This window comes from Streptomyces sp. OfavH-34-F (assembly GCF_022347745.1).
Classification (GTDB): Bacteria; Actinomycetota; Actinomycetes; order Streptomycetales; family Streptomycetaceae; genus Streptomyces.
Genome location: NZ_JAKRGC010000281.1, coordinates 1 through 8,555, shown reverse-complemented (window position 1 = coordinate 8,555; position 8,555 = coordinate 1). Strand labels below are relative to the sequence as shown.

The following is an 8,555-nucleotide window of genomic DNA, read 5'->3' as shown; positions in this document are numbered from 1 at the left end:
CGCCGCGCGTGGTCGCCGGACATCTCGGGGTCGGCGGTGAGACGGGCGCCCGCCACCCGGCGCACCACGACGGCGGTCGTGGGATGCCGTTCGGCCCGCTGGGCGCGCACCACCGCCTGGAGCGAGGCGTCCGTCCGCGCCCCGCAGAGCCAGCCGACCGCCGGCGCCGCCAGTGTCAGCAGCAGGAACGCGGTCAGGGCCAGCCAGGCCTCGCACCGGTCCGTGGCCCGGCACAGCGGGTTGTGGCGCCAGCGGCGGACACCGGTCATCGCTCGCACGGTTCCGCACCCCCCCTTCCGTATCCGTACTGACCTGGTACGGATGGGCCGGACCGCGTGTCGGAAGCGGCCCACCGACCCCAACGCACGGCACGCCGCCGTGAGTTCCCGGACGCGAGACCGCGTCCGGAAACGGCCCGTCGCGGCCGGCCCCTCCCCTGGGACGGTTGCCGCGCGACGGGCGCGTTCAGGCATCGATCGAGGTGTGGACACGGGCGGCAGGGGGCCGCCGCCCGGGCCCGGAAGGGCTCCTAGTAGCCCCGGCCACCCTGGTAGGGCTGCTGGCCGTACGGGTCGTACGGGGCCTGCGCGGGTGCGGGCCGGGGCGCCGCGGGGCGCATCGACTCGTACCCCGTGCCCGGCGCGGGCCGCTGCTGCTGCGGCGGCGGAGGCGCCTGGTACATGCCCCGGCCGCCGGCCGGCTGCTGCGGGATGTACGGCGCCGGCGCGTGCTGCAGGTGCGAGGGCTGCATCGGCGCGTACTGCTGCTGCTGCGCCGCCGGTTGGGGGTAGCCGTAGGACGGCTGGGACGGGGAGGGCGCCGCGGGAAGAGCCGGCAGGGCCGCGGGGAGCGCCGGCAGGTAGCTGCTGCCGGTGTCGTAGGCGGCGGGCACTCGGATCGGTGCGATCTGAGGGGTGCCCCGCTCCGCGACCAGGGAGTCGTAGATCGGAGTGTCGGGGAACGACGGCGCGGCGTAGTAGCCGCCACCGTAGGTGGAGCGGGGGGAGGTCATGACACCTAAGTTAAGCCCACGATGTGCAGATTGGGGAGCCCCAATTTCCCGGTTGTCATATGGACTGAGTTTCCCGCTGTCCGAGCGGGTGAAAGAACGGTGAAGAGTCGCTCGGGAGAGGGCTTTCCACGGTGCCGTGCTTGGGCTCGGGCGGGTCGCGTCGCTCTGCGGAGTGTGCCGTGTACCGCCAGGTAGCATCGCGCGGCCGGGGCCGTCCGGCGGGGCCCGCACTGGCCCGGGCCCGGACCCCCCGATCCGGGCGCTCCGGGCGCGAGTTCACCCCCCGGGAGCGGCGGGCATTAGGTTGACCCGGAAAGGTCTCGGCAGCGGACTCGTGATGGGGGCGAGCATGACCATGCAAAAGGGAACCAATGTCCCAGTGGCGGCCCAGGCCGTGCGTGTCGAAATGGGGTGGCGCACCGCTCCGGGGACACCGGACGTGGACGCCTCGGCGCTCCTGCTCCTCGGCTCCGGAAAGGTGCGCAACGACGGGGACTTCGTCTTCTACAACCAGCCGTCCCACAGCTCCGGCGCGGTGCGCCACGAGGGCAAGCGCACGGCGGGCGGCGCGGCGACCGACACGCTGGCCGTGGACCTGGCGCGGGTGGAGCCGGCCATCGACCGCGTGGTGCTGGCCGCTTCGGCGGACGGCGGCACCTTCGGCCGGGTCAGCGGCCTCTACGTGCGCGTCCTGGACGCCGTGAACGGTGCCGAACTCGCCCGGTTCGACAGCGCCGACGCCACCGTGGAGACGGCCTTCATCCTCGGCGAGCTCTACCGGCGCCAGGGCGCCTGGAAGTTCCGCGCGGTCGGCCAGGGCTACAGCTCCGGGCTCGAAGGGCTCGCCACCGACTTCGGGATCTCCGTGGACGAACCCCAGCAGGCCCCGCCGGCCCCCCAGCCCCACCAGCCCCACCGGGCCCCGGCCACGCCGCCGCCCCCGTCCTACCCGCAGCCCCAGCAGCCGACCCTCGCCGCGCCGATGGCGCCCCCGATGGCCCCGCCCGTACCGCCCGCCCCTCCGGCACCGCCCGCCCCGCAGCCCGTCCGGCTGACCAAGGTGACGCTCACCAAGGAGGCGCCGTCCGTCTCGCTGACCAAGCAGGGCGGCACGTCCGGCGCGATGCGGGTCAACCTCAACTGGGAGGTCCGCAAGCAGTTCAAGGGCTGGGGCAGCAAGCTCGGCCGGGCCGTGGCGAACCACTCCGACCTCGACCTCGACCTGTGCGCCCTGTACGAGCTGACCGATGGCCGCAAGGGCGTCGTCCAGGCCCTCGGCAACGCCTTCGGCGCGCTCCACCAGCCGCCGTTCATCCACCTCGACGGCGACGACCGCACCGGCGCCGTCGCCACCGGCGAGAACCTGACGATCAACCTCGACCACAAGGCGCAGCTCCGCCGGGTCCTGATCTTCGTCACCATCTACGAGGGCGCCCGCAGCTTCGCCGACCTGCACGCCACGGTCACCCTCCAGCCGCAGCACGGCGCGCCGATCGACTTCTCGCTGGACGAGTGCACCGTGCCGTCCACGGTCTGCGCGCTCGCGCTCATCACCAACACCGGCAACGACCTCACCGTGCAGCGCGAGGCCCGCTACCTGGTGCCGCAGCGCGGGGTCAGCCCGCAGCGCACCATCGACCACGCCTACGGCTGGGGCATGAACTGGACGCCGGGCCGCAAGTGAGCCGGCCCCGGCGCTGACTCACTGATCCGGTGCGGCCTCGGGACGGGTGTACGTACGCCCCTTCCAGGCCGCACCGCGGCCCCGGTGGTGCCGCACCGCCGAGTCGACGGTCATCAGCAGGTACAGCAGCGCGGTGAACGGCAGCAGCGGGGCGAGCCACAGCGACTGCCGGTAGTAGCCCAGCATCGGCATGTACGTGCCCGCCATGACCGCCCACGCGAGCCCTCCGGCCCACGCCGCCACCGCGTCCCCCTCCAGCACCCCGGCGACCAGCGCGGCCGGCGGGACGAGGTAGACCAGCGCCAGCCCCAGCACCGTGCCGAGCAGCACCAGCGGATGGTGGCGCAGCTGGGCGTACGCACTGCGCGCCACCATCCGCCACAGATCGCCCAGCCCCGGGTAGGGCCGCACACTGTCCACCCGCTCCGCCAGTCCCAGCCAGATCCGGCCCCCCGACCGCCGCACCGCGCGGGCCAGCGACACGTCGTCGATCACCGCCTGCCGGATCGAGTCCGGCACCCCCGCGCGCACCGCCGCCTCCGTCCGCAGCAGCGCGCAGCCCCCCGCCGCGGCGGCCGTCCGCCCCGTGTTCCGGTTGATCCACCGGAACGGGTACAGCTGCGAGAAGAAGTAGACGAAGGCCGGCACGACCAGCCGCTCCCACACGCTCGCCACCCGCAGCCGGGCCATCTGCGAGACCAGGTCGAAGCCGCCCGTCTCCGCGGCGGACACCAGCTCCCGCAGACTGTCCGGCTCGTGCGCGATGTCGGCGTCCGTCAGCAGCAGGTACTCCGGCTCGCGCGCCCGGGCCAGCGCCATCCCGTGCCGCACGGCCCAGAGCTTGCCCGTCCAGCCGGGCTCCGGCTCACCGGGCGACACCACGGTCGCCGGCACACCCCCGTACCGCACGGACAGCGCGCGGGCGACGTCCCCCGTGCCGTCCTTGCTGCAGTCGTCGACGAGGAAGATCTCGACGGGCCCCGGATAGTCCTGCGCCAGCAGCGACGGCAGGCTCACCGGCAGCATCGCCGCCTCGTCGCGCGCCGGCACCACCACCGCGACCGAGGGCCAGCGCTCCGGGGCCGCGCGGCTCGGCAGCCGCTGGTCGGTGCGCCAGAAGAACCCCTGGCCCAGCAACAGCCACACCCACGCGACAAGCGAACCCACGGCGATCCAGGCAACGGCGCTCATTGGCGGAAGTCTGCACCACTGAGCGGGGACCGCAAGGGCGGTCGACTATGGTGACCGGGTGAAGATCGCACTGATGGACTCCGGAATCGGACTGCTCGCTGCCGCCGCCGCGGTACGCCGGCTGCGGCCGGACGCGGACCTGGTGCTCTCCTCCGACCCGGACGGCATGCCCTGGGGCCCCCGCACCCCCGAGGACGTCACCGCGCACGCGCTCGCGGTCGCCCGCGCCGCCGCCGCCCACCGTCCCGACGCGCTGATCGTCGCCTGCAACACCGCCTCCGTGCACGCGCTGGCCACCCTGCGCGCCGAGCTGGAGCCCGGCCTGCCCGTCATCGGCACCGTCCCGGCGATCAAGCCCGCCGCGGCCGACGGCGGCTCCGTCGCGATCTGGGCCACCCCGGCCACCACCGGCAGCGCCTACCAGCGCGGCCTGATCCGCGACTTCGCCGGCTCCGCCGCCGTCACCGAGGTGCCCTGCCCCGGCCTCGCCGACGCCGTCCAGTACGCCGACGAGGACCGCATCGACAAGGCGGTGGCCGCCGCCGCCGCACTCACCCCGCCCGACGTACGGGCCGTCGTCCTCGGCTGCACCCACTACGAGCTGGTCGCCGAGCGCATCCGCGCCGCCGTCGCCCGCCCCGGACTGCCCCCGGTCACCCTCCACGGCTCGGCCGGTGCCGTCGCCGCCCAGGCGCTGCGCCGGATCGGTGCCGAACCCGCTCCGTCGGCCGAACCCTCCTCCGCCATCGCGGTCATTCTCAGCGGACGCCCCGCACAGCTGCCGCAGGCCGCCCTGGCCTACCCGCAGGGGCGCGGGCTGGCCGCCGTCGGCTCCGTGCGCTGACCCCCGGGCGGCCCCGCCGGCGCGGGCGCGGCCGTCCCCGCGCGCCCGTTCTTCAGTACGCTGCTGGGCATGAGGGAGCACCCCGGAGAACCGAAGCACACCGGAACCGGAACCCACTCGCAGGTCTGGGTCGGCCGGGCCACCAACCGCACCCAGTGGGTCCTCGCCGCACTGGGCGCCGCCTGCCTGGCACTGGGCATCCAGCTCGCCGTCAGCTCCAGCTGGACCTCCGGCATCGCCCCGCTGCTGATGTCGGTGATCGGCTGCGTGGCCGCCGGGCTGCTCATGCTGTTCGGCACCCTCGCCTTCGTGAACGTCGCGGTCCGGGTGGACGGCGACGCCCTGGAGGTGCGCTGCGGCCACATGGGCCTGCCGCGCCGCCGCATCCTGCTCACCCATGTGGTCGCCGCCGACTTCGCCCCCCAGGTCACCCCCCGCCAGTGGGGCGGCTGGGGCTACCGCTGGCGCCCCGAGAAGGGCACGGCCGTCGTGGTGCGGCGCGGCGAGGGGCTGGTGCTGCGGCTCGGCGACGGCCGGACGTTCACCATCACGGTGGACGACGCCGAGGCCGGCGTCCGGTTCATCCGCGCCCGCCTGCACCTTCCGTCCTCGGGCTACCCGGCGGGTGCCTGACGGCTCCGCGCGCCCCCTCCCGACGGGACTCCCCGGCGGCCCGCCCCTCACCGTAGACTCCGCCGGGTGAGCACCACCATCGCCCAGGTCGGCGAACCGCAGAGCCCCGCGCCCGCCTCCCGGAAGGGCGGTCTGCCCCAGCGCCTCGTACGGCCCGCGGCAGCCGTCCTCGCCGGCGTGATGCTGTACCTCAGCTTCCCGCCCCGCCCCCTGTGGTGGCTGGTTCTGCCCGGTTTCGCCCTGCTCGGCTGGGTGCTGTACGAACGCCGGGCCCGCGCCGCCCTCGGCCTCGGGCTGCTCGCCGGGCTCGGCTTCATGCTGCCCCTGCTGCACTGGACCGGCGAGGAGGTCGGCCCGGTGCCCTGGCTGGCCCTCGCCGCGGCCGAGGCGCTGTTCATCGCGGCCGGCTGCGTCGGCATCTCCGCGGTCTCCCGCCTCCCCGGCGGACCGCTGTGGGCGGCCGCCGTCTGGACCCTGGACGAGGCGGTCCGCGCCCGGGTGCCGTTCGGCGGCTTCCCGTGGGGCAAGATCGCCTTCGGCCAGGCCGACGGCGTCTTCCTGCCGCTCGCCGCGCTCGGCGGCACCCCGCTGCTCTCCTTCGCCGTGGTCCTCTGCGGCTTCGGCCTCTTCGAGGCGGTGCGCCGCGCCGTCCTGCACCGCACCACCGGCGAACTGCGGCGGACCACGGCCGCCGTCGCGGCGGCGGCCGTGGTCGTACCGGTGGCCGGGGCGTTCGCGGCGCTGCCGCTCGTCGACGACACCGCCGAGGACGGCACGGCGACCGTCGCCGCCATCCAGGGCAACGTGCCCCGCCTCGGACTCGACTTCAACGCCCAGCGCCGCGCCGTGCTGGACAACCACGCCAAGCGCACCGAGCAGCTCGCCCGCGACGTGAAGGCCGGAAAGGTCCCGCAGCCGGACTTCGTCCTGTGGCCGGAGAACTCCTCCGACCTCGACCCCTACCGCAACCCGGACGCACGCATCGTCATCGACGACGCGGTGCGGGCGATCGGCGCGCCGACCGTCATCGGCGCGGTCGTCGAACCCGACACGGGCCCCCTGCGCAACACCCTCATCCAGTGGGAGCCGGACAAGGGCCCCGTGGACACCTACGACAAGCGCCACATCCAGCCCTTCGGCGAGTACATGCCGATGCGTTCCTTCGTCCGGATCTTCAGCTCGGACGTGGACCGCGTCCGGCGCGACTTCGGCCCCGGCGAGAAGGTCGGCGTCTTCGACCTCGCGGGCACCTACACCGGACTCGTCACCTGCTACGAGGCCGCGTTCGACGACGCCGTACGCGACACCGTCGGCCACGGCGCGCAGCTCATCGCCGTGCCCAGCAACAACGCCACCTTCGGCCGCAGCGAGATGACCTACCAGCAGCTCGCCATGTCCCGGGTGCGCGCCGTCGAGCACAGCCGGTCCGTCGTCGTCCCCGTCACCAGCGGCGTCAGCGCGGTGATCCGCCCGGACGGCACGGTGGTGCGGAAGACGAAGATGTTCACGCCGGACGCCCTGGTCGAAGAGGTGCCGCTGCGCTCCTCGCTGACCCCCGCGACCCGGATGGGTTCGCTGCCCGAGGGCGTGCTGGTCCTCCTCGCGCTCGGGGCGCTCGGCTGGGCGGGCGCGCGGGCGGTGCGTGCCCGGCGCGCCGGCTGACCGGCCGGCCCGCCGGCCCGCCGCGTAGGGTCGGACGCATGGCCATTCCTGACTTCATCCGAGAGATCCGCGCCACCGCCGGGCAGCAGCTCCTCCTGCTGCCCGGCGTCACCGCCGTCGTCTTCGACGACGAGGGCAGAGTCCTCCTGGGCCGGCGCGCCGACACCGGAGAGTGGTCCGTGATCGGCGGCATCTGCGAGCCGGGCGAGCAGCCCGCGGCGACGGCGGAGCGCGAGGTGTACGAGGAGACCGCCGTGCGCTGCGTGGCCGAGCGCGTCGTGCTCACCCAGGCGCTGCCGCCCGTGCGCTACGACAACGGCGACCGCTGCCAGTTCCTCGACGTCACCTTCCGCTGCCGCGCCACCGGGGGCACGGCCCGGGTCAACGACGACGAGTCGCTGGAGGTGGGCTGGTTCCCGGTGGACGCGCTGCCGGATCTGGCCGACTTCGCGCTGCTGCGGATCAAGCAGGCGATGACCGACGGACCCACCTGGTTCGAACCCACCGTCCCGCAGTAGAGCGGAATCTCCGCCTCCGGGAGCTTCCGGCCCCCCGCCCTGGTCTTGTCGTCGCAGGTGGGGAAACATGGGCCCCGCGCGGCACGGAGATCGTCCGTGCCGCCTGTGCGCGAGGTGAAGAGGGCCGATGACTGACGGGCGGGACAGCCGGATGCCGGTGAACGGAATCGACACGACCACGCCGCACTCGGCGCGGGTGTGGAACTACTGGCTGGGCGGCAAGGACAATTACGAGGTGGACCGCCGACTCGGCGCGACGATGGAGGAGTTGTATCCGCAGATCATCGACATCGCGCGCGCCTCACGGGCGTTCCAGGCGCGGGCGGTGCGCTATCTGGCCGCCGAGGCGGGCATACGGCAGTTCCTGGACCTCGGCACCGGACTGCCGACCGCCAACTCCACCCACGAGGTCGCCCAGGACGTCGACCCGTCGGCGCGCATCGTGTACGTGGACAACGACCCGATCGTCCTCGCGCACGCCCGCGCCCTGCTGACGAGCCGGCCCGAAGGGGCGACCGACTACGTGCACGCGGACCTGAGGGACGCGGAGACCGTGCTGCGCGAGGCCGCCCGCACGCTCGACCTGGACCGGCCGGTGGCCGTCATGGTGCTCTCGACCCTCGGGCACGTGGCGGACGCGGACGAGGCGGCGGCGCTGCTCCGCCGCTACCTTCAGGCCCTGCCCGCGGGCAGCCACCTGATGCTCTGCGACACCATCGAGACCCCGGAGACGCAGGCCGGCTCGGACGAGTACGCCAGCGGCGGCGCCATGCCGTACATCTCGCGCCCCAAGGAGATCGTCGCGTCCTTCGCGGACGGGCTCGAACTCGTGGAGCCGGGCTTCGGCTCGATCAGCCTGTGGCGCCCCGAGGAGCCGGTCGTCGGCGCCCCGGTCGACCAGTGGGGCTTCGTGGCCGCCAAGCGGTAGCCCGTACCGCAGGACCGCGGCCACGGCCGGCGGGCCGGGCGGCCCCGCCCCGCCCCAGCCCCCCGGCCCCGCCGGTCCCGCCG

The 8,555-nt window shown here is 74.3% G+C and carries 8 protein-coding genes and 1 pseudogene; 6 read left to right on the top strand and 3 right to left on the bottom strand.

The window, feature by feature from the left end:
- Positions 1 to 269, bottom strand: a pseudogene (locus MHW47_RS28225) (hypothetical protein); the annotation flags it as partial.
- A gap of 260 nt (positions 270 to 529) precedes the next feature.
- Positions 530 to 1,012 (bottom strand): DUF6643 family protein, encoded by a 483-nt coding sequence (locus MHW47_RS28220; protein WP_239226589.1) that lies wholly within the window; start codon positions 1,010 to 1,012, stop codon positions 530 to 532.
- Between the two features lie 337 nt (positions 1,013 to 1,349).
- Here MHW47_RS28220 and MHW47_RS28215 point away from each other — a divergent pair, with 337 nt between their 5' ends.
- Complete coding sequence (locus tag MHW47_RS28215) at positions 1,350 to 2,696, top strand: TerD family protein (protein ID WP_239226588.1); 1,347 nt, start codon at positions 1,350 to 1,352, stop codon at positions 2,694 to 2,696.
- Between the two features lie 18 nt (positions 2,697 to 2,714).
- On the opposite strand, the gene MHW47_RS28210 is transcribed toward MHW47_RS28215, so the two are convergent.
- Positions 2,715 to 3,887 carry a glycosyltransferase gene (locus tag MHW47_RS28210; RefSeq protein ID WP_239226587.1) on the bottom strand — a complete coding sequence of 391 codons (1,173 nt, stop codon included), beginning with the start codon at positions 3,885 to 3,887 and terminating at the stop codon, positions 2,715 to 2,717.
- Positions 3,888 to 3,945: 58 nt separating this feature from the next.
- Between MHW47_RS28210 and MHW47_RS28205 the strand changes: the two genes are divergently transcribed.
- The 5 genes from MHW47_RS28205 (at position 3,946) to MHW47_RS28185 (ending at position 8,472) form a co-directional block, all read left to right on the top strand.
- Positions 3,946 to 4,731, top strand: coding sequence for a glutamate racemase (locus MHW47_RS28205; protein ID WP_239226586.1), 786 nt, complete (start codon positions 3,946 to 3,948; stop codon positions 4,729 to 4,731).
- Between the two features lie 69 nt (positions 4,732 to 4,800).
- Positions 4,801 to 5,364, top strand: coding sequence for a hypothetical protein (locus MHW47_RS28200; protein WP_239226585.1), 564 nt, complete (start codon positions 4,801 to 4,803; stop codon positions 5,362 to 5,364).
- A gap of 66 nt (positions 5,365 to 5,430) precedes the next feature.
- Entirely contained in the window at positions 5,431 to 7,026 is a 1,596-nt protein-coding gene (lnt, locus tag MHW47_RS28195) for an apolipoprotein N-acyltransferase (protein WP_239226584.1), read from the top strand.
- Positions 7,027 to 7,064: 38 nt separating this feature from the next.
- Entirely contained in the window at positions 7,065 to 7,544 is a 480-nt protein-coding gene (locus MHW47_RS28190; RefSeq protein WP_239226583.1) for an NUDIX domain-containing protein, read from the top strand.
- Positions 7,545 to 7,671: 127 nt separating this feature from the next.
- Positions 7,672 to 8,472, top strand: a complete 801-nt coding sequence (locus tag MHW47_RS28185; protein WP_239226582.1) for an SAM-dependent methyltransferase — start codon at positions 7,672 to 7,674, stop codon at positions 8,470 to 8,472.
- The last annotated feature ends 83 nt before the right edge of the window (positions 8,473 to 8,555 follow it).

Coding starts and splice junctions, on each gene's coding strand:
- MHW47_RS28220 (WP_239226589.1), bottom strand. CDS start 1,012: ATGACCTCCCCCCGCTCCACCTACGGTGGCGGCTACTACGCCGCGCCG.
- MHW47_RS28215 (WP_239226588.1), top strand. CDS start 1,350: ATGGGGGCGAGCATGACCATGCAAAAGGGAACCAATGTCCCAGTGGCG.
- MHW47_RS28210 (WP_239226587.1), bottom strand. CDS start 3,887: ATGAGCGCCGTTGCCTGGATCGCCGTGGGTTCGCTTGTCGCGTGGGTG.
- MHW47_RS28200 (WP_239226585.1), top strand. CDS start 4,801: ATGAGGGAGCACCCCGGAGAACCGAAGCACACCGGAACCGGAACCCAC.
- MHW47_RS28190 (WP_239226583.1), top strand. CDS start 7,065: ATGGCCATTCCTGACTTCATCCGAGAGATCCGCGCCACCGCCGGGCAG.
- MHW47_RS28185 (WP_239226582.1), top strand. CDS start 7,672: ATGACTGACGGGCGGGACAGCCGGATGCCGGTGAACGGAATCGACACG.